At 70.1% G+C, this 17650-nt stretch carries 18 protein-coding genes, 2 tRNA genes and 1 other RNA gene; 8 read left to right on the top strand and 13 right to left on the bottom strand.

Features of this window, described 5'->3' with window-relative positions:
* Positions 1–78: 78 nt before the first annotated feature.
* Both ACFFRH_RS15720 and ACFFRH_RS15715 read right to left on the bottom strand, forming a co-directional pair.
* Entirely contained in the window at positions 79–846 is a 768-nt protein-coding gene (locus ACFFRH_RS15720) for a bestrophin-like domain (protein WP_344743933.1), read from the bottom strand.
* Between the two features lie 81 nt (positions 847–927).
* Entirely contained in the window at positions 928–1662 is a 735-nt protein-coding gene (locus ACFFRH_RS15715; protein ID WP_386157180.1) for a TetR/AcrR family transcriptional regulator, read from the bottom strand.
* 971 nt (positions 1663–2633) lie between these two features.
* Between ACFFRH_RS15715 and ACFFRH_RS15710 the strand changes: the two genes are divergently transcribed.
* Positions 2634–3161 carry a hypothetical protein gene (locus ACFFRH_RS15710; protein ID WP_344743935.1) on the top strand — a complete coding sequence of 176 codons (528 nt, stop codon included), beginning with the start codon at positions 2634–2636 and terminating at the stop codon, positions 3159–3161.
* Positions 3162–3401: 240 nt separating this feature from the next.
* Here ACFFRH_RS15710 and ACFFRH_RS15705 read toward each other — a convergent pair whose 3' ends face one another.
* From ACFFRH_RS15705 to ACFFRH_RS15685, 5 genes are all read right to left on the bottom strand, one after another.
* Positions 3402–4469 (bottom strand): aspartate-semialdehyde dehydrogenase, encoded by a 1068-nt coding sequence (locus ACFFRH_RS15705; protein WP_344743936.1) that lies wholly within the window; start codon positions 4467–4469, stop codon positions 3402–3404.
* Complete coding sequence (locus ACFFRH_RS15700) at positions 4466–5740, bottom strand: aspartate kinase (RefSeq protein ID WP_344743937.1); 1275 nt, start codon at positions 5738–5740, stop codon at positions 4466–4468. The genes ACFFRH_RS15705 and ACFFRH_RS15700 overlap by 4 nt, the downstream gene beginning before the upstream one ends.
* Before the next feature lie 90 nt (positions 5741–5830).
* Entirely contained in the window at positions 5831–6364 is a 534-nt protein-coding gene (locus ACFFRH_RS15695; protein WP_344743938.1) for a DUF5063 domain-containing protein, read from the bottom strand.
* Positions 6357–6956, bottom strand: a complete 600-nt coding sequence (recR, locus tag ACFFRH_RS15690) for a recombination mediator RecR (RefSeq protein WP_362688050.1) — start codon at positions 6954–6956, stop codon at positions 6357–6359. The genes ACFFRH_RS15695 and recR overlap by 8 nt, the downstream gene beginning before the upstream one ends.
* Positions 6957–6959: 3 nt before the next feature.
* Positions 6960–7313, bottom strand: a complete 354-nt coding sequence (locus ACFFRH_RS15685) for a YbaB/EbfC family nucleoid-associated protein (RefSeq protein WP_350968708.1) — start codon at positions 7311–7313, stop codon at positions 6960–6962.
* Between the two features lie 329 nt (positions 7314–7642).
* Between ACFFRH_RS15685 and ACFFRH_RS15680 the strand changes: the two genes are divergently transcribed.
* Positions 7643–9124 (top strand): helix-turn-helix domain-containing protein, encoded by a 1482-nt coding sequence (locus ACFFRH_RS15680; protein WP_386157172.1) that lies wholly within the window; start codon positions 7643–7645, stop codon positions 9122–9124.
* A 108-nt stretch (positions 9125–9232) separates the two neighbouring features.
* On the opposite strand, the gene ACFFRH_RS15675 is transcribed toward ACFFRH_RS15680, so the two are convergent.
* Entirely contained in the window at positions 9233–11467 is a 2235-nt protein-coding gene (locus tag ACFFRH_RS15675) for a DNA polymerase III subunit gamma and tau (RefSeq protein ID WP_386157169.1), read from the bottom strand.
* A gap of 29 nt (positions 11468–11496) precedes the next feature.
* Positions 11497–11592: signal recognition particle sRNA small type (ffs, locus tag ACFFRH_RS15670), an RNA gene on the bottom strand.
* A 108-nt stretch (positions 11593–11700) separates the two neighbouring features.
* Here ffs and ACFFRH_RS15665 point away from each other — a divergent pair.
* The 3 genes from ACFFRH_RS15665 to ACFFRH_RS15655 all read left to right on the top strand — a co-directional run bounded on the left by ACFFRH_RS15665 (position 11701) and on the right by ACFFRH_RS15655 (position 13520).
* Positions 11701–11789, top strand: a tRNA-Ser gene (locus ACFFRH_RS15665).
* 490 nt (positions 11790–12279) lie between these two features.
* On the top strand, positions 12280–13146 hold the full coding sequence (ypfJ, locus tag ACFFRH_RS15660) for a KPN_02809 family neutral zinc metallopeptidase (RefSeq protein WP_344742912.1): 867 nt from the start codon (positions 12280–12282) through the stop codon (positions 13144–13146).
* 71 nt (positions 13147–13217) lie between these two features.
* Complete coding sequence (locus ACFFRH_RS15655) at positions 13218–13520, top strand: type II toxin-antitoxin system VapB family antitoxin (RefSeq protein ID WP_344742913.1); 303 nt, start codon at positions 13218–13220, stop codon at positions 13518–13520.
* 144 nt (positions 13521–13664) lie between these two features.
* On the opposite strand, the gene ACFFRH_RS15650 is transcribed toward ACFFRH_RS15655, so the two are convergent.
* The 4 genes from ACFFRH_RS15650 to ACFFRH_RS15635 all read right to left on the bottom strand — a co-directional run bounded on the left by ACFFRH_RS15650 (position 13665) and on the right by ACFFRH_RS15635 (position 15469).
* Positions 13665–13754 (bottom strand) — tRNA-Ser (locus ACFFRH_RS15650).
* A gap of 24 nt (positions 13755–13778) precedes the next feature.
* Complete coding sequence (tadA, locus tag ACFFRH_RS15645) at positions 13779–14222, bottom strand: tRNA adenosine(34) deaminase TadA (RefSeq protein WP_344742928.1); 444 nt, start codon at positions 14220–14222, stop codon at positions 13779–13781.
* A gap of 232 nt (positions 14223–14454) precedes the next feature.
* On the bottom strand, positions 14455–14943 hold the full coding sequence (locus ACFFRH_RS15640) for a tRNA adenosine deaminase-associated protein (protein ID WP_344742915.1): 489 nt from the start codon (positions 14941–14943) through the stop codon (positions 14455–14457).
* 16 nt (positions 14944–14959) lie between these two features.
* Positions 14960–15469: a tRNA adenosine deaminase-associated protein gene (locus tag ACFFRH_RS15635; RefSeq protein WP_344742916.1), complete on the bottom strand. Its 510-nt coding sequence runs from the start codon at positions 15467–15469 to the stop codon at positions 14960–14962.
* A gap of 179 nt (positions 15470–15648) precedes the next feature.
* Between ACFFRH_RS15635 and upp the strand changes: the two genes are divergently transcribed.
* The 3 genes from upp (at position 15649) to ACFFRH_RS15620 (ending at position 17566) form a co-directional block, all read left to right on the top strand.
* Complete coding sequence (gene upp / locus ACFFRH_RS15630; protein WP_344742929.1) at positions 15649–16287, top strand: uracil phosphoribosyltransferase; 639 nt, start codon at positions 15649–15651, stop codon at positions 16285–16287.
* Between the two features lie 192 nt (positions 16288–16479).
* Positions 16480–16710, top strand: coding sequence for a hypothetical protein (locus ACFFRH_RS15625; protein WP_329087977.1), 231 nt, complete (start codon positions 16480–16482; stop codon positions 16708–16710).
* Positions 16711–17035: 325 nt separating this feature from the next.
* Positions 17036–17566, top strand: coding sequence for a PH domain-containing protein (locus tag ACFFRH_RS15620; RefSeq protein WP_344742919.1), 531 nt, complete (start codon positions 17036–17038; stop codon positions 17564–17566).
* Positions 17567–17650 lie beyond the last annotated feature (84 nt).

Raw genomic sequence — 17650 nt, 5'->3', positions numbered from 1 at the left:
GGGGGTCCACCGGCGGGCTTTTCGGCCACCGGGTGCGCCAGGCCGCGGCCATACCGCCGGGGAGTGGCGCAGGGAGGGCTACGGCTGGGCGGGAAACTGTCCGTCGATCTGGTCGTACTGCCGCTGCGCGGCCTTGAACGCGTCGGGTTCGACGGCGCCGAGCCCGCCGAACGGGTGGCTGATCAGGATGATGAAGCACACGCCGATGAGGACCACGCCCACCCGGACCAGGTCGGCGACGATCGACGCGGTGGTGGGCCGCACTCCCAGCGTCCAGGGCAGCGCGATCACCAGCAGCCCGGAGAGGATCAGCAGGATCACGAAGGTGCTCTCCAGGCCGGTGCTCGCGTCGTCGCTCCGTACGACGCGGGCGTGGAAGACCTCGGAGATCCGGTCGAGCGCGTCCTGCTGGAGGTTCTTGCTCTCCTCGCCGACCGGGCGGAGCCTGAGCACCGTGGCCCGCATGTCCATGAGGGTCTGCTCGGGGAGCGGAGACATCTCGCGCCCGGCCATGAGCGGCCAGTCGAGGTCGACGCTCTGCGCGGTGTACTGCCGGATCTGGGACCGGACGGGCGCCGCCTCGGGGACGGGCGCCACCGACCAGTACATCTCGGTGAGGCTCTCGGCCTCGGCCTGGACGTCGGCCTCCGACACCGAGAGCGCGTCCCGGCACAGGACCGCGGCGTAGGCCAGCACCAGCAGGTAGACGGCGAGGGCGAGATTGGCGGAGAAGTCGACGGACGACGAGCTGTGATCACCGTCGTCCCGCCCCTTCTTCCTGAGGACACGGAACACGATCAGCACGATCGCGACGGACACCACCACCAGCACGGCTACCCAGCCCATGGGACTCCCTTGAAACCGTCATCGAATCAGCTACTCAGGGTAATCGGATCGATACGGCGGCTCATGGGATTCCGGCGGGATTCACTCGCGAAGTTCGTGAACCCCCGCGATGAAGTCACGGGCGACCCCGCGCAGGCCGGGCAGGTGCGAGAGCCCCACCAGGCGGTCCACCAGCGGCACGGTGAGCTCGATGAACCGGTGTGTCCTGCGGCACCCCTCCGACTCGTCGTGCACCCAGAACAGCACGACGCCCATCGACATCAGCCAGAGCAACTCGGGCAGCTCGGCCCGCAGCTCGCTGTCCATGCGGTCGGAGGACCCCTCCACGACCCGCCGGTAGATCGCGATCGACGCCTCCCTGGAGGGCGAGGACTCGGCGCTGAACGGGTTGAGCGGGTTGCTCGGCTCGGCCGCGTGCTTGAAGAACTTCACCGCGAACTCGTGGTACGGCTCGGAGACCCGCACCCACTCCCGCAGCACCCCCGCCAGCCTCGCGGCGAACCGGTGCTCGGTGGCCAGCAGCTTCTCGCACGCCGCCTCGTGCTCGGCCTGGGCCCGGTCGTAGTACGCCTGGACCAGGACCTCCTTCGAGGCGAAGTAGTAGTAGGCGTTGCCCACCGACATCCCGGCCTCGGCGGCGATCGCCCGCATGGTGGTCGCCTCGTATCCCCGCTCGCGGAAAAGCCGCAGGGCCGTCTCCACGATGACCTCACGGGTCTTGTCCGATCCACGGGTTCTCGGGGGCGGCTCGGTCATGGGGTGCTCGTCACCTGTCGATTGGAGCTGGGAGAACGGGCTCGTCTGGTCTTTCTCCACTGGACGAAGCCTAGATCATCCGTCCCGCGCCACCAGGGATGAGCCTCAGTGAACGACCCTAAGCGCGCCGCATCGCACCCGCCACTCATATCCGTGATTGCTCCGCCGCTCTCGATCCCGCTCTCGATCCCGCTCTCGATCTCGCCCTCGCCCTCGTTATCGCCTTCGCCCTCGTTATCGCTCTCGACATCGCACCGCTCCGCGCCGTGCCCGGTGTACCCGTACACCGCCCGCCGAGGACGTGACGATGGTGTCGTACGCGGCAAATACCGACATGTCGCCAATCTCCGGAACTGCCGTCTCAGCAGGTCATCGAGCCGCCCGATCATTCCCACTACCGGGCAAAAATCACTCTTCGTGAGGGATCATCCGGGTTCGGGGGTGGGATTGATCCTTCTGGCGGAAGGGCTCCCGCGACAAGGGATGAGTAAATGGGGACATGTCCCTGTAGAAAGCGGGCTGCCCGGTTTTCCGCCGGAGCACTGCTCGCTCTGCAGCTGTCTTTCATCGCATCGGCACCGCACCACAGCGCGACCGCGGAGAGCGGGAACGCCTCGGCCGGCGCCATGATCGTGAGCCGGCCCGTCGCGGCCGGCCCGGTGCAGGCCCGCCGGTCCACGATCATCGGAGTGTACGACATCGCCGCCCTGGAAACCGCCCGGCGCCCCATGTGGGAGCTGCGTCACCCGGCGACCGTCCAACGGGGCCGGGAGACCGCGTTCCCCCTCTGGCCGCGGAACGCCACGTCCTCGGACACGCCACCGCGGCCCTCCACGGTCACCGCGCGAACACGAACCGCCCCCCTCGCGAGCGAACACCATGAACAGGCGGCCCCCCAGCCCCCCGGAACCACCGCGCGAACACGAACCGCCGCCCTGGCGGGCGCCCCCCGCGAACCGGCGGCCCCCGGGGCCCCGGAGACCACCTCCCAGCCCCCCGGGAAGGCACGGGCATTACAGGCCCAGGGAAACGTGCAGGCCCCACCCCCGGCCGCCGCCCCGGAGAAGCAGGCTCCCGTCGCCTCGGAGGGACAGGCTCCCGTCGCCCTCGAAAAGCCGGCCGAGGCCCACCCTCCCCAGGCGCAGCAGGCCCGGCATCCCACGCGGCTCCAGCAGACGGACGCCAAGCGGCTCCTGCGGGCGGCGGGCCTGCGCTGGACCTCCTCGGGTAAGTGCGCGAACCGCCAGGGCCCGAACTGCACCTCGCTGGAGGCCGTACGGTCCTCGACCGTCTCCAGCGCCATCGACCTGAAGCGCCGCAGCGGCTGCCCCCTCGTCGTCACCGGTGGCACCGAGGTGGGCCACGCCCCCGGGCCCTACAGCCACTACGAGGGCTACAAGCTGGACATAAAGCCCAACGCCTGCGTCAACCGCTACATCACGAAGAACTATCCGCCGCAGGGAGTGCGGGGGGACGGAGCCCGCCTGTACGGCCAGTCGGCGACGTCGGGACCCCTCTTCGCCCGCGAGGCGGACCACTGGGACATCCTCTTCCGCTGACCCGGCGCCTCGCACGACCGCGAGGAACCATCGGTCCACGACCGCGCGGAACCATCACCACCACGCGAGACCACCGGCCCTCGCCCCACGACCACGCGGGATCACCGATCCCCGGAGGGCACACCCGCCCTACCGCCGCGAGGATCCCGCGGTCCCGGGGACCAGCCCCCGGAACGGCGAGGGCCGTAGCGGGGTGTGGCGTCATCGGACACCACGCCCCGCCGTACGGCCCGGGAAGAACTACGCGAACTCGGCCGCGACCAGCTCGGCGATCTCCGCCGCGTTCAGGGCGGCGCCCTTGCGGAGGTTGTCGCCGCAGACGAACAGGTCGAGGGTGTTGGGGAAGTCGAGCGCCTGGCGGACCCGGCCCACGTAGGTGGGGTCGGTCCCGACGACGTCCGCCGGGGTCGGGAAGACGCCGTTGGCCGGGTCGTCCATGACGACCACGGTCGGGGCGGCCTCAAGAATCCGGTGGGCGTCGGCGACGGTGATCTCGCGCTCGAAGGTCGCGTGCACGGCCAGCGAGTGGGTGGTGATCACCGGGACGCGGACGCAGGTCGCGGAGACCTTCAGGTCGTGGATCCCGAGGATCTTCCGCGACTCGTTGCGGAGCTTGATCTCCTCGGAGGCCCAGCCGCCGTCCTTGAGCGAACCCGCCCACGGCACGACGTTGAACGCCACCGGCGCCGGGAACGGCGACTCCTCGTCCCCGAGCTTGTTCTGCAGAACCTTGCGCACGTCACCGGCGGTCTGCCCGACCGTACGGTCACCCGCCAGGGCTTCGACCTCGTCGTAGAGGCGGGCCGAGCCCGCCACGCCCGCGCCGGAGACCGCCTGGTAGGAGGCGACGACCAGCTCGCGCAGGCCGTACTCCTCGTGCAGGGCGCCCATCGCGGCCATCATCGACAGGGTCGTGCAGTTGGGGGTGGAGATGATCCCCAGCGGCCTGGTGCGCGCGTCCTGCGGGTTGACCTCCGGCACGACCAGCGGAACCTCGGGGTTCATCCGGAAGGTGCCCGACTTGTCGATGACGACGGCACCGCGCTCGGCGGCGATCGGCACCCAGGTCGCGGAGACCTCGTCCGGCACGTCGAAGATCGCGATGTCGACGCCGTCGAAGACCTCGGGGGTCAGCTCCTGGACGACGAGGTCCTCGCCGCGGACCCGCAGGACCTTGCCGGCCGAGCGGGCGGACGCGACGAGCTTGATGTCGCCGTAGACGTCCTCGCGGTTGGAGATGATGTCGCGCATCACGGTGCCGACGGCACCGGTCGCGCCGATCAGGGCAAGGGTGGGCTTGCGGCTCATCGCCCGCTACCTCCGTAGATCACGGCTTCAACCTGGTCCGCGTCGAGATCGAACGCGCGGTGCGCGGCGCTGACCGCCGTGTCCACCTCGTCCTGCCCGACGATCACCGAGATGCGGATCTCCGAGGTGGAGATCATCTCGATGTTCACCCCCGCGTCGGCGAGGGCGGCGAAGAACGTCGCGGTGACGCCGGGGTGCGAGCGCATGCCCGCCCCGATCAGCGAGACCTTGCCGATCTGGTCGTCGAAGAGCAGCGACTCGAAGCCGATGCGCTCCTGGATCTTCTTCAGCGCGGTGAGCGCGGCCGAACCGTCACTCGTGGGCAGCGTGAAGGAGATGTCCGTCCGGCCGGTCGTCGCCGCCGACACGTTCTGCACGATCATGTCGATGTTGATCTCGGCGTCGGCGAGCGTTTTGAAGATCGTCGCAGCCTCACCGACCTTGTCGGGCACCCCGACAACGGTGATCTTGGCCTCGCTCCGGTCGTGCGCGACGCCGGAGATGATCGGCTGCTCCATCTCTGTTCCTTCGCTGTCGGGGTCGGAGACGACCCACGTGCCTTCCTTGGTGCTGAACGAGCTTCTGACGTGGATCGGCAGGCTGAAACGGCGAGCGTACTCGACACAGCGCAGGTGCAGGATCTTCGCACCGCACGCCGCCATCTCCATCATCTCGTCGTACGAGATCTTGGGGATCTTGCGGGCGGCCGGGACGATGCGGGGATCGGCGGTGAAGACGCCGTCCACGTCGGTGTAGATCTCGCACACGTCGGCGCTCAGGGCGGCGGCGAGCGCGACCGCGGTGGTGTCGGAGCCGCCCCTGCCGAGCGTGGTGATGTCCTTGGTGTCCTGGGAGACGCCCTGGAAACCGGCCACGATCGCGATCTGGCCGCTGTCGAGCGCCCCGCGGATCCGGCCGGGCGTCACGTCGATGATGCGCGCGCGGCCGTGCGAGGAGTCGGTGATCACGCCGGCCTGGGAGCCGGTGAACGAGCGCGCCTCCTGGCCCAGGTTGGCGATCGCCATCGCCAGCAGCGCCATCGAGATGCGCTCACCCGAGGTGAGCAGCATGTCGAGCTCGCGGCCCGGTGGGAGCGGCGAGACCTGCTGGGCGAGGTCGAGCAGCTCGTCCGTCGTGTCGCCCATGGCCGAAACGATCACCACGACGTCGTTGCCGGCTTTTTTCGTCGCGACGATCCGCTGCGCGACCCGCTTGATGCAGGACGCGTCGGCGACGGACGAACCACCATACTTCTGAACAACGAGCGCCACGAGATGTCTCCGAAGCAATCTAGGGCTGTGGAGCTCACAGTCTACTGGCGCCCTCGCTGAGGCCCTCTGGTCAAACCAGTATGTGGACGATCACACCGTTGTGCGCTCCTCCGCGACGTCGAGCCGCGTGTGGGCGACGAGCGCCTGAAGGGCCCGCATCGCCGCTCCGGCGTGGTTGCCCCAGGTGTTGAAGTAGGAGTACTGCCACCACCAGAGCGCCTCCAGGGGGCGCCCCGCCCTGTGGTGCCGCAGGCCGTGCAGGAGGTCGGCGGCCACCGCCGTCAGGTCGTCCGACAGGCGGTACGGGGTGACCACGGTGTCCTTGTACGGGTCGAAGACCTCGGCGTAGTCGTCGACCGGCCCCAGCCGCTCGGCGAGGGCCGTGCGGACGGCGTCGACGTCCGGGTCCTCGCCCAGGTGCGGCTCCCAGTTGCCCGACAGGATCACGTCCTGGCTCGCGCCGAGCTGCGCGCCGGCCGAGCTGACCTGCGCGACCTCCACCAGCAGCAGCGGCAGGATGGCGTCGCCGCCCTCACCGCCCGCCAGGCGGGTCAGGCCGTCGATGTAGTTCTTCGCGTGCTCCGCGATCCGCTCCGCGAGAGCGCTCCACGCATCGTCAGACATCAAGGAGCCTTCTTCCTTCGAACGCGCGGCCCAAGGTGACCTCGTCCGCGTACTCGAGGTCACCGCCCACGGGCAGACCGCTGGCCAGTCGTGTCACTTTCAGTCCCATCGGCTTGACCAGACGGGCCAGATAGGTCGCCGTCGCCTCCCCCTCGAGGTTGGGGTCGGTGGCGAGGATCAGCTCGGTGACCTGGCCGTCCGCCAGACGGGTCATGAGCTCTCGGATGTTCAGGTCGTCGGGGCCGACGCCGTCGATCGGGCTGATCGCCCCGCCGAGCACGTGGTAGCGGCCCCGGAACTCGCGGGTCTTCTCGATGGCCACGACGTCCTTCGACTCCTCGACGACGCAGATCACGTGAAGATCGCGCCTGGTGTCGCGGCAGATCCGGCACTCCTCCTCCGCGGCGACGTTGCCGCAGACCCGGCAGAAGCGGACCTTCTCCTTCACCTCCAGCAGAGCGTGCGCGAGCCGCTTCACGTCGGCCGGCTCCGCGGCCAGCAGGTGGAACGCGATGCGCTGCGCGCTCTTGGGACCGACGCCGGGAAGCATCCCGAGCTCGTCGATCAGGTTCTGGACGACCCCCTCGTACATGACCTAGAACCCGGGAAGCTGGCCGAGCCCGCCCCCGCCGCCCAGCCCCTGCGCGAGGGGACCGAGCTTCTCCTGCTGCAGGTCGGCGGCGGCGCGCACGGCGTCGCGAATGGCGGCGATGACCAGGTCGGCGATGGTGTCCGCCGTCTCCTGGGGATCGCCGGGATCCACGGCCTCGGCACTGATCTTGAGTTCGAGCAGCTCGCCCCCGCCGTTGACCGTGGCCACGACCAGTCCGCCGCCCGCGGAGCCCTCGACTTCCGCGTCGTTCAGCTCCTGCTGGGCGCTCACAAGCTGCTGCTGCATGAGCTGTGCCTGCTCCAGCAGCTGCTGCAGGTTGACATCCCCTGGGTTCACCGTCGTTGTGCTCCTCGTCCGTGACATCGGTCGTCACGAGCCTACGGGGTTCGGGCCGGGTGTTGTACTGCGGCGAGCACGCGTTCCCCCAGTATGGGGATTAAACCCCCGTCGGGCCCCGGGCCCCCCTCCAGACGTCCGAGACCCGACGTGACACGCGCCGGAGCGGCCGCACACGACGGCGTGTGATCGAAAGGTAACCCTCCGGAGGTTGCACACACGTTGCGATCGTTCACTCACCCTTCGCACACCCTCTTTGGCCGAACGGGTTGCGGGCGGGGGTCCCGACCACCGATGCTTCGGCCATCGGCTCTAGTCCGGGGGGATATGTGCGCGACGGCCACCGGGGAGCTGTCCAGGCGGCCGATCTCGGCTCCTACTCGTCACGACTGCGCCGCCTGCACGAGGCGCTGATCAGGGGGGAGCGGCCGGCGGGCGAGGGCCCCAGGAGCGTGATCTCCGCGTCGTGGCGGCGGTCGCTGGACGCCGGGGTCGATCCCGACGCCAGGTCGGCCCCCCTCGCCTTCGAGGGCGAGGACATCCGCGAGGTCCGCTCGGCGCACCCGATGAGCAGGCTCCTGCCGATCATCACCGGGACCCTCCTGGAGGCCGTCGACGCCGACGACCAGATCCTGCTCGTCACCGACGCCCGCGGCAGGGTGCTCTGGCGCGACGGCAACCACCGGACGATGGAGAGCGCCGACGAGGTGGGGCTGGCCGACGGCTTCGACTGGAGCGAGGACGCGATCGGGACCAACGGGCCGGGCACCGCGCTCGCGACCCGGCGCCCCCTGCACGTCTTCTCCGCCGAACACCTGGTCAGGGCGCTCCACCTCTGGTCGTGCTCCGCCGCGCCGATCGTCGACCCCGACAGCGGCGACCTGCTGGGCTGTGTCGACATCAGCGGCACGACGCGCTCCATGCACCCGGCGAGCGTCGCCCTCGTCGAGGCCGCGGCGCGGCTGGCGGAGAGCCACCTCACGCTGCGCATGCTCGAACGCGACGAGCGGCTCAGGCGTCGCCACGAGCGCCACCTGAGAGCGCTGCGCGGCGAGCCGGGCGCGCTCGTCACCGCGACCGGCCGGATCATCGCCGGTGACGACACGCGGCAGTGGGCTCCGCGCATCCGCCTGCCGGAGTCGGGCGACCGGGTGGTCCTGCCCGACGGGCGGAGCGCCTTCCTCGAGGCCCTCGGCGACGGCGGCTTCCTGCTCCGCCTCGCGGGCCCGGCCCGGGGTCCCGTGCTCGCCCTGTCCTTCCTCGGCGCCGAGCATCCTTCGGCGCACCTCGACGGGACCCGTCTGTCGCTCTCCCTGCGTCACGCCGAGATCCTCGCGATGCTCGCCCTCAACCCCCGGGGGATGACCGCCGCCCAGCTCTCCTTCCACCTGTACGGCGACGCGGGGAACCCGGTGACCGTCCGCGCCGAGATCCACCGCCTCCGCGCCCAGCTCGGCCGTACGATCGCCGCCAGGCCTTACCGCCTGGCCTGCGTGGTGGAGGCCGACTTCCTGGAGCTCAAGCGGCTGCTCGCGGGCGACGAGGCCGCCCCGGTCGCCCGCGCCTACCGCGGCCCCCTGCTGCCCCGCTCCGAGGCGCCCGCCCTGCGCCTCGAACGCGAGGAGCTGGAGGGACAGGTGCGGGCCCGGCTGCTGCGGCGGGGAGGTCCCGAGGACCTGTGGGCGTACGCGGAGACCGAGCACGGCAGGAACGACATCCAGATCCTCGAACGCCTCGTCACGGCATTGCCCCGCCACGACCACCGCGCGGTGGCCGCCCGGATCCGCCTCAGCGGCGTCGACCTGCCCTGAGCCCGCCGTACCGGGACCCGGGGACCGCCGTACCGGGGGTCCGGGGACCCGCCGGGCGGGGCCTCGGCGGACGGCGCCTCCTGGTGAGGCGTCAGGTGGTGCCGATCGTCAGGTGTGGTCGATCTCGCCGATGACCTGGCCGCCCAGCTCCCGCTGGAGGAGGGCCATGCCGGTGAGCGCGTCGACGTCGGCGTCCGCGTCGTTGAGCGGGTCGACCTCGTCGGCGTCGGGGGCGGTGCCGCGGGTGCCGCGGTCCGGGATCGCGTCGGGCCAGGCCACCGCCTTGGCGCCGGTCTTGACCGCGGCCTTGGGCCCGGCCTGGGCCGCCGCCCTCGCCGCCGAGCGGGCCGCGGCCAGGCCGGGGCTCGGCATGGAACTCGGCGGGGGAGGCGAGCCGGGGTCCTCCGGCAGGGGGGCGTCCGGCCAGGACTCGTCCGTCGCGGGCGGTGCCTGCCTGGGTGGGGCCTCCCGCGAATCCGCGGGCGCCTGCCCGGGGGCGGGTGACTGGGACGGAGACTGCGGGGCCGGTGCCTGCGGGGCCTGCTGCGCCTGGGTCTGCGGGGCCTGGTTCTGGGGCGCGGGGTGCTGGGGAGCCGGGGGCTGCCTCGGGGCAGGCGGCCGGCCACCGCCCGAAGGAGCGGGCCCGCCGCCGACGACGGCCTCGACCTTCCAGGTGCCGCCCAGGACCTCCTGCAGCACCGCCGCGACGACCGCGTCCTTGCCGCCGCCGGTGAAGTTCCTCATCGCGCCGACCTGGGCGAACCCGAGGGTGACGACCTTGCCTTCGACCCCGACGACCTGGGCGTTGGTGTTGACGTTGGCCCACACGACGATGCTGCGCCGCTTGAGCGCCGCGAGCACCTGGGGCCAGGCCTGCTGCACGGTCCCGGCACCCGAACCGGACGCCGTCGCCGTGTCGGCCGGCGCGGGCGTGCCGGGAGCCTGCTGGGCCGGGGCCGGTGGCCGCTCCTCCTGCCCCCGCTGCCCTTGCTGTCCCTGAGCCGGTGCGCCGGGTCTGACCGCCACGGGCCAGTCGTCTCCGGTGTCACCCTTGCCGCCGGACCGCTCGGCGGGCGCGGCAGGCGTGGCGGACACGACCGGCGACTCCGCCTGTGGCGGGGGCGCCGCGTGAATCACGGGGACGGTCGCGGGAGCCTGGGGTGAGAGGGGCGCGGGAGCCGCGACGACTCCCCCCCGCTCCAGCCGCTCCAGGCGGGCGAGCAGCGCCGCCTCCCCCTGGGCGGCGCCGGGGAGGAGGATCCTGGCGCACATCAGCTCCAGCAACAGCCGGGGCGAGGCCGCCCCGCGCATCTCGATCAGGCCGGCGTTGAGGATCTCCGCCGCGCGGGTCAGCTCGGCCGGGCCCATCGAGGCCGCCTGGACCTGGAGCCGCTCCAGCTCGTCGCCGGGCCGGTCGAGCAGCCCGCTGGTGGCCGCCTCAGGCACGTTGGCCAGGATCACCAGGTCGCGGAAGCGCTCCAGCAGGTCCATCGCGAACCGCCGGGGGTCGTGACCGCCCTCGATCACCCGGTTCACGACCTGGAACACCAGCGCGCCGTCACGACCGGCGAAGGCCGCGACCACGTCGTCGAGCAGGTCGCCGTCGGTGTAACCGAGAAGGGAGACCGCGCGGGCGTACGTGATGCCCGCCTCGTCGGAACCGGCGAACAGCTGGTCGAGGATCGACAGCGAGTCGCGGGCCGAACCGGCGCCCGCCCGGACCACCAGCGGGAGCGCGGCGGGCTCGAACAGGACCTTCTCCGAGGTGAGGATCTCCTCCATGAGCGCGCGCAGCGCGGCCGGGGGGATCAGCCGGAACGGGTAGTGGTGGGTCCGGGACTTGATCGTCCCGATGACCTTCTCCGGCTCGGTGGTCGCGAAGACGAACTTCAGGTGCGGGGGAGGCTCCTCGACGAGCTTGAGCAGCGCGTTGAAACCCTCGCGGGTCACCATGTGCGCCTCGTCGATGATGTAGATCTTGAAGCGCGACGACACCGGCGCGAAGAAGGCCCGCTCGCGCAGGTCGCGGGCGTCGTCCACGCCACCGTGCGAGGCGGCGTCGATCTCGATGACGTCGAGGTGGCCGGGGCCGGTGGGCGCCAGCGCCACGCAGGACTCGCACTCCCCGCACGGGTCGGGGGTCGGGCCCTTCTCACAGTTCAGGGAACGAGCCAGGATGCGGGCGCTGGACGTCTTGCCGCATCCCCTGGGCCCGCTGAACAGATAGGCGTGGTTGATGCGCCCGCTGCGCAGCGCCTGGCGCAGCGGATCGGTGACGTGCTCCTGCCCCTTGACCTCGGCGAAGGTCCCGGGCCGGTACTTGCGGTACAGCGCAAGACTCATGCGGCGATCCCACCTGCGAGGGGTCTCAACGAAGAGACCCCTCGCACACCCGCCAGAGCCCGCTTATCCTTGCTGCCTTCCGGCCCTGGGGAGGTTCACAGGATGACGCCGCGCGAGGGGTCGGCCCCCAGTCTAACCTCAGATCCGAGTGGTCGGTATCGGAAAAGATCGGAGCGGTCGGTGTCGGAAATTAGTGGTCCGTGCCGCTCCGAAAGTTGGGTAAGCTTCTCCACGGAGGATTCGCCTAGTTGGCCTAGGGCGCACGCTTGGAAAGCGTGTTGGGGGCAACCCCTCAGGAGTTCGAATCTCCTATCCTCCGCCAGCTTCACCGCTCGTGAAACGAAAGCCCGCTCCGTCCCGGAGTGGGCTTTCGTGCGTCAGGGCCCTGGTCGGCGGCTTCTCGTCCCTGTCCGGCGTGCGGGGCCGACCGTGCCAGGTCCGGACCCCACGTGGCCGTCCGGCTCGCCGGGCCGTCGCCCGGCATCTCGTCCCCGGGACACGGCGGGACACGATCGTGGAACCCGGGGTCGCGAGTCCAGGAGAGAGCGCCGGTCGGCGCGATGCGCGACGGGAGCCGGGGACCGGAGCGTGTGACGGCTCGGGACGACCGGGGACCGGACGGCTCGGGACGACCGGGGACCGGACGGCTCGGCGAGGTCCCCCACGAATACGGACCTCTCAGGATCCCCGCCAGGCCATTTGGGTACGTAACCCAGCAAGGCCAATGATTCCCCCACTCCTCTTCCTCACCGGCATGTCATGGCTTTCTCTGGGCAGAAGAGCGCCCCAAGCGGATCGAAGGGACGTCGGCGATGGATTTCAAGGATGACGCCCAGCTGGACAGCTCGCAGGTCGAGAGTCGCGGCGGTGGGGGGAGGATCCCCGGTGGGGGTCTCGCGATCGGCGGCGGCGCGGCGGGGATCATCGCGCTCATCGTGGCCTTGATATTCGGGATCAACCCCGGTGACATCACCGGCGGCTCCTCCCAACCGGCCCCGGTGGGTCCGAGCTCCGACCTCACCGCCCAGTGCAAGACCGGGCAGGACGCCGACCAGAACGAGGAGTGCCGGGTGGTCGGCGTCGTCAACAGCATCCAGGACTACTGGCCGAAGGCGGTCCAGGGGTACGAGCCGGCCAAGACCGTCATGTTCTCCGGCCAGGTCGACACGGCGTGCGGCGCCGCCGACGCCTCCGTCGGCCCGTTCTACTGCCCGGCCGACCGCCAGGTCTACCTGGACCTCAGCTTCTTCAAGGAGCTGGAGAGCAAGTTCGGCGCCAAGGGCGGCCCCTTCGCCCAGGCTTACGTGATCGGCCACGAGTACGGTCACCACGTCCAGAACCTTCTCGGCACCAACGCCAAGGCCCAGGAGGGGCCGGAGAGCGGCCCGGAGAGCGGTTCGGTCCGGCTGGAGCTGCAGGCCGACTGCTTCTCGGGGGCCTGGGCCAAGAACGCGTACGAGACCGGCCTGTTCGAGAAGCCGTTCACGAAGACGGACATCGAGGAGGCGCTCAGCGCCGCCTCGGCCGTGGGTGACGACAGCATCCAGGAGCGGACCCAGGGCCGGGTCAATCCCGAGGGCTTCACCCACGGAACGTCGGCGCAGCGTGTCAAGTGGTTCACCACCGGTTACGAGAGCGGCGACCCCGGCAAGTGCGACACCTTCGCCGGGAGCATCTGAAAACGGCCGGTGAGCTGCGACGGGAGAATCCCGCCGGGCAAGCGGCGGGATTCTCTCCTAAACTACATACCGTGATCTTCAAGTTGGTCGGCGACGAACGGCCCTATCCCGAACACGGTCTCTCTCATCGCGAGTGGGCCCAGATACCGCCGCGACAGGTCCGGCTCGACACCCTGATCACCACGAAAGCGGTGCTCGACCTGCATTCCCTGCTCGCCAAGGACTCCACGTTCTACGGCGACCTGTTCCCGCACGTGGTCCAGTGGCGCGGCGACCTCTATCTGGAGGACGGCCTGCACCGGGCGCTGCGCTCGGCCCTGCACCAGCGCTCGGTGCTGCACGCACGGGTCCTGGACCTGCCCTCGGAAGACTGAGCACCACCAGACGCGGATCTTGACCCTGCCCGCGGAAGGCCAAGCTCTTCCCTCGGGATCGCGGCCGGAATCGGTGTCGCCTCGGCACGGCGGTGACACGCGAAGAGCCCCCGGCCCGCATGTGCGGATCGGGGGCTCTTCCGGTGGCGGTGGAGGTGGGATTTGAACCCACGGATAGGTTGCCCCATCACACGCTTTCGAGGCGTGCGCCCTCGGCCACTAGGCGACTCCACCGCGGAGCAGCTTACCGGATAACCGCTATTGCTCGCGCATCCGTCGAGCGGTGAAGAACTCGGTGAGAACCGCCGCGCACTCGTCGGCCAGGACCCCTCCGAGGACCTCGGGCCGGTGGTTGAGGCGGCGGTCCCTGATCACGTCCCAGAGTGACCCCGCGGCGCCGCCCTTGGGGTCGGCCGCACCGTAGACGACGCGATCGACCCGGGCGAGCACGGCGGCCCCCGCGCACATGGTGCAGGGTTCCAGGGTGACCACCAGCGTGCAGCCGCTCAACCGCCACTGACCGCGCTCCCTCGCGGCCCGCCGCAGGGCGAGCACCTCGGCGTGCGCGGTGGGGTCGGCCGAGACCTCCCTGTCGTTTCCCGCGAGTGCCAGCACGGAGCCGTCGGGACCGAGGACGACCGCGCCGACGGGTACCTCCCCGCGGGCTCCGGCCTCGGCGGCCTGCGCCAGGGCGAGCCTCATCTCCCGGACGTAGCCCACCGGCGCCGAGCCGGTCACCGTACGCCCGCCGACGCCGACGTGAACGCCGGCGCGGACACCGAACCCGTCACCCGTACGCCGGCAGACACCGGCACCAGCGCCGGGACCGAGCCGACCGGCGCGTCCGCCGGCACCGAGCCGGTCACCGTACGTCCGTCGGCGCCGGGCCGGTCAGCGCGCACTCGCCGGCGTCGGGCTGGTCACGGCGCGTCCGTCAGCGCAGCCGGTCGAGCTCGTCGGCGAACGCCAGCCGCTCGGCGATCACCGAGAGGGTGTCCCCGGGGAGCGCGCCCTCCTCCATGCTGAGCTCGACGAGCTCCTCGGAGCTCAGCCCGAGGTCGTCCAGCAGCTCGAAGTCGCCCGCCGGCCGCACGCCCAGGTCGGGGGTGTCCTTGTCGACCGCCACCCCGGCGAGCTCGGTGAAGAGCTCACCCAGGTCGTCGGAGAGACCCGCGTGGGCGTCGGACAGGAACGTGCGCGGCTCCAGGTCGCCCTGGTAGCGGACGATCGCGAACCACTCGTCCTCCACCTCCACGCACAACAGGGCCAGTTCGTCGCCGGTGAGCCCCAGATGCTCCTGGACGGCGTCGCCGAGGTCGTCGGCGATCTCCGCCTCGCTGAGGTCGACCTCCGCACCGTTCCAACCGTCCGTCGTACGGACGAAGGCGGCGGAGAACACACTGTTGGATGGTCTGGAGGGCATGGCCGATCTCCCGAGGTCAGCCGAACACAGAGTCGATGGCGCGTTCGAACGGCTCGGAGAACCCCAGCCGCGCGGCGATGCTTGACAGGACGTCCTCGGGGAGGAGGTCGATATCCCCTGACAGGATGCCGAGCTCCATCTCGTCGAGGCCCAGGTCCGCGAAGATGGACAGGTCGCCCGCGGGGAGCGCCGTCTCCTCGTCCTGGAGGATCGCGTCGAGTTCGTCCTCGTCGGGAACCGGCACGTCCAGGTATTCCAGCGCCTGCTGCGCGAGCGGGAAGTCCCAGGACGCGGCGATGTCGGAGAGGAACACCTCGACCCTCTCCCCGAACACCCGTAGCGCCACGAAGAACTCATCCCCAACGGCGACCAGGCCAATCGTGCCGCTCATGCTCGGCTGCTGGCGCAGGGCGTGGATGAGACCCTCGAGGTCGGAGGTGAGTGACACCGGGAGCATCTCCGCCTCCCAGCGGTCGTCCTCCCGGTAGATCACGATGGCAAAGTCCAGCGAGTCTTCGTCTGACATGGCCATCCCCACCGAATGCTTTCTCTACGGAGGTCAATGCTTTCAGAAGCGAGGCACCGACGTGGGCCTCTCCGACCAAATTGTGATCAAATCCGAGTGAGCGGGCGATGTCGAACAGGTGTGGCCCGTCTTCCCCCCGGCTTATCGCCGCCCGCCGGCCCAGGATACCTTTGACCACCATGGAAACCCTGGTCGTCGACCATCCCCTGGTGGCCCACAAGCTGACCGCGCTGCGGGATGTGAACACCGACTCCCCCACGTTCCGGCGTCTCGCCGACGAGTTGGTGACCCTGCTGGCCTACGAGGCGACCCGGCAGGTCCGCGTCACCGAGTGGTCGGTGGAGACCCCCGTGGCCCCCGCCAGGGGCGTGCGGCTGGCGCAGCCGTACCCGCTGGTGGTCCCGATCCTGCGCGCGGGGCTGGGGATGCTGGACGGCATGACCCGGCTGCTGCCGACGGCCGAGGTGGGTTTCCTCGGGATGATCCGCAACGAGTCGACGCTGGAGGCGGAGACCTACGCCACCCGCCTGCCCGAGGACCTGTCGGGCCGCCAGGTATACGTGGTCGACCCGATGCTGGCCACCGGCGGCACCCTCGCGGCCGCGATCAAGTTCCTCTTCGACCGGGGCGCCGACGACGTGACCGCGCTGTGCCTGCTGGCCGCGCCCGAGGGGATCGCCCACCTCGACGAGTCCTTCGCCGGCACCGGCAAGCCGATCCGCCTGGTGACCGCGGCCCTGGACGAGCGGCTGAACGAGCACGGCTACATCGTCCCCGGCCTGGGCGACGCGGGAGACCGCCTCTACGGCGTCGTCTGAGGCACTCCCGGCATCCCCGTACGGATGCCACCGGCTCCCTCCCGAGATCTCGCACCATCCTTTTCCCTTAAAGGATGGTTCTTCTACCCGCCGACCGTTACATAATGTGGTTCCCCGGGTACTAAGCGTGGCGAAGACATCTCTTCTGTGTCCCCGGTCCGCCGAGGCCGCGGGCGCACACCAGGGAGAACCATGAGCGAGCGAATCATCCCGGACACCGAGCCGGACCCGTACGCGGACTTCAGCGCCGCGCTCAGGGACGAGTTCTCGGAGATCCATCCGGCGACCACGGTGACCCGTTGCATAGAGGCGGCCCACTACGGAGCGCTGGAGGTGGTCGGCCATGCCCATCCGGCACTGGTCGAGCGGATCGCCCGCAAGCACCTCGAGGTCCTCGCGCTGGTCGCGAGCGAGCGCGGGTGACGCGGGCGGCGGACGATGACGGGCGCGCCGGCGGAAAGTGCCCCGCGAGGGCCTCGGACAGGTTTCTCGCGACGCGCACGAGACCGAATCAGCCGATGCGCTTTACCTCGGCATGGCCCTGGGTAATGTATATGGCGGGTGCAGTGGGTGAGCGGTAGTAGGAGGCCAAGGTGCAGGTCAAAAAGGTGCTGTCATACGGTGCTGTCGGATTTGTGGCGTTTTTCCTGTTCACACGACCAGGTGACGCGGCCAACGCTGTGAGGGGTGCCATGGACACGGTTTACACGGCGGCCGATTCTCTGGCCCAATTCGTCTCACATCTGTCATGAGGCTCGTGACCCACGGGGACTCCGCTCCCTCGTCGGTCAACCGCTACCTGCTCCCCCACGAACACCAGGTCATCATGGTGCGGCGCCACCCGGCCGTGCTGCTTCGCGCGGTCGCCGAGGTCTTCGGCGGCCTGATCCTCGCCGGACTGCTGAGCAAGTGGTTCGGCGACCAGGGCGGTGGCGGCGTTCTCGTCGTCGTCTGGTGGGCCTGGCTGCTGTTGCTGATCCGCTTCGTCTGGAAGGTCGCCGAGTGGTCCGTCGACTACTTCGTCGTCACTTCCAAGCGGATGCTGCTCACCACCGGGCTCATCACCCGCAAGGTCGACATGATGCCGCTCGGCAAGGTCACCGACATGAGCTTCCAGCGCTCGATCCTCGGCCGCATGCTGGGCTACGGCGAGTTCGTCCTGGAGTCGGCCGGTCAGGACCAGGCGCTGTCGAGGGTCAATTACATCCCCTACCCGGAGACCCTCTATCTGGAGGTCTGCCAGATGCTCTTCCCCGGGGGCAACGATTCAGATGATTAGTGCCCTGTGTCGGTAATGGCACAGGAATCATGGTGTCCGCAGGACACGAGGGACCGTTGACACTTTCCGGTGAGGATTTTTCAC

Origin of the sequence: Streptosporangium vulgare (assembly GCF_042428775.1) — a bacterium.
GTDB lineage: Bacteria > Actinomycetota > Actinomycetes > Streptosporangiales > Streptosporangiaceae > Streptosporangium > Streptosporangium vulgare.
Note: the sequence above shows the minus strand (reverse complement) of the source record. Positions and strands in the feature narration are given on the sequence as shown.